A 2,409-nucleotide genomic window follows, 5' to 3' on the forward strand; every position below is an offset into this window, starting at 1 on the left:
GCCACCGCTGCTCGTCCGCGGTCAGGCTCGCGAGCGGCTCGAGGTCGGCCTCGCTGGCCCCGACGGTGCGGGCGGTGATCTCGCGCGAGCCGGCCGTCACGTCGGCGACCGAGGACAGCATCCGGAAGGGGACGACGACGTTCGGGGTCGGCAGGGTGCCGGCGCTCGACGTCGCGGAGGCCCGCTCCCACGCGAGGACGGCCGCGTCGCGCTTCTCCGGGATCGCAGCCTTCTTCGTGAGCGCGTCCCACTCGTCGTACAGGCGCAGCACCTCCTGGCCGAAGTCGACGTTGAACGCCTGCTTCGSCTGCCGGCGCACGTAGAGCCAGCGCAGGATCGGCGCCTCGAGGATCCGCAGCGCCTCCGCCGCGGTCGGCACGCCGCCCTTGGACGACGACATCTTCGGCATGCCGGCGACGCCGACGAACGAGTAGCCGACGAAGCTCGGGGCAGTGCCGCCGAAGACCGGGCCGACGATCTCCTTGCCGACCGTGTACGACGACCCGGGGGTCGCGTGGTCGACGCCGCCGGGCTCGAAGTGCACGCCCTCGAAGGTCCAGCGCATCGGCCAGTCGACCTTCCAGACCAGCTTGCCCTCGTCCTGGGTGGCGACGTTGGTGACGTAGGAGTCGCCGCACACGTCGCAGGTGTAGGCGAGGTCGGTCGTCTCGTCGTCGTACGACGTCAGGGTGACCGTGTCGCGGCCGCAGCCGCGGCAGTAGGGCTTGTAGGGAAAGCGGGCCAGGTCCTCGCTGGCGCCGTGGCCGGCCTCGTCGACCTCGGCGGTGGCGCCGCCCTCGGCCTCCTCGGCGGCGTCAACCGCGTCGGCGACCTTCTTGGTGCGGAAGCGCGCCATCACGGTCTCGATCTCGTGGCGCTCGCGGATCGCGGTGAGCACCTGCTCGCGGTAGGTGCCGGCGCGGTACATCTCGGTCTGGTCGACCTCGACCATGTCGCAGCCCAGGTCGGCGAGCGCGGCACGTAGCGGCGCCTTGAAGCGCTCCGCCCAGCTCTCGAACTCGCCGGTCGGGTCGGGCACGGCCGACAGCGGGCGGCCGATGTGCTCGTTGAACGCCGGGTCGACGCCGGCGGGCACCTTGCGGAAGCGGTCGTAGTCGTCCCAGCTGTGCAGGTGGCGCACGTTGATGCCGCGGCGGCGGATCTCCTCGACGACGAAGTGCACGGTGAGGAACTCGCGCAGGTTGCCGAGGTGGATCGGGCCGGACGGGCTGATGCCGGACGCGCACGTCACCAGGTCGGGAAGGGTGCCGCCGTTGACCTGCTCGGCGTGCCGGAGCGCCATGTCGGCGGTCCGGGTCACCCAGTCGCTGGGGGCCTGCTGCTGGTCGCGCTGTCCTCGTGCCACGACGCCCAAGCCTAGGCGGGCACCGGGGCGGGTGCCGATTCGGGCGCTCATTACGATGAGGGGTCTGCAATCGGGCCGCCGCGCGCGGCCCCGGGGCCCGCGAGGGCCCGAGGTCTCCGTGGGGGTGTCGATGGGTCGCAGGGCCGACGTCGCGTTCGTGGGCCGCGACGCCGAGCTCGCCACGTGGCAGCGCCTCGCGGCCGGCGCCGAGGCCGGCGCGGCGTCGGCCTGGGTGGTCGACGGAGCGCCCGGTGTCGGCAAGACCGCACTGCTCGACCGCGTGCGGGCGGACGCCCGGTCCCGCGGCTGGCGGGTGCTCTCGGCGGTCGGCAACCCGCTCGCCCACGACATGGACACGCTCAGCGTCTGCGCCGACTGGTTCGACCAGCTGCTCGTGGAGCGCGAGCCCGGCCGGGCGCCGTTCGACGGGCCGGGCGTGCTGGTCCGCCGCGCGCTCACCGAGGGGCGCGCCGGCATCGAGAGCGCCGACCTGGTCCGGTCCATCACCTGGGCGCTGCGCAGCCTCGCCGAGGAGGGCCCGCTGCTGGTGGTGCTCGACGACGCGCACTGGGTCAACACCGCCTCGGTCGGCCGGGCCGCGGGTGCCGCCGCGGTCATCACCGACGAGCGCATCGTCTTCGTCTTCGTGCACCGTGCCGACGAGCGGCCGGGGGCCCTCGAGCCGCTCCTCGCACGACCGCACGCCGTGGCGACCACCCTCGGGGCGCTCGACGCCGACGCCGTCGACGAGTGGCTGTGCGAGGTGGGCCGTACGCCGGACCCGCAGGCCCTGCGCGAGGTGCTCGCCGTGACCGGCGGCCTGCCGCTGCTGGTGCGCCACGTCCTGGCCGACCCGATGTCCGGGGTCCACCCCCGGACGGCGGTGGACGCGGCGGCCACCCGCGGCGTCGCGGCGCGGCGGGTCGCGGCGCAGCCCGGCGCGGCCGACGTGCTGGCTGCCCTGACCCTGCTCGACGAGCACGCCGACCTCGACGCGGTCGCGGAGGTCCTCGGCCTCGAGGTGGCCGAGGCCCGCGACCGGC

At 74.5% G+C, this 2,409-nt stretch carries 2 protein-coding genes; one reads left to right on the forward strand and one right to left on the reverse strand.

Annotation, left to right across the window (positions count from 1 at the left end; genetic code table 11):
- Positions 1-1,366 (reverse strand): lysine--tRNA ligase (locus L615_RS10270; protein WP_186449817.1); only part of this gene is annotated, 1,366 nt, incomplete at its 3' end.
- A gap of 130 nt (positions 1,367-1,496) precedes the next feature.
- Between L615_RS10270 and L615_RS23240 the strand changes: the two genes are divergently transcribed.
- Positions 1,497-2,409 (forward strand): ATP-binding protein (locus L615_RS23240; RefSeq protein WP_186449818.1); only part of this gene is annotated, 913 nt, incomplete at its 3' end.

It is taken from the genome of Nocardioides sp. J9, from assembly GCF_007829375.1.
GTDB lineage: Bacteria > Actinomycetota > Actinomycetes > Propionibacteriales > Nocardioidaceae > Nocardioides.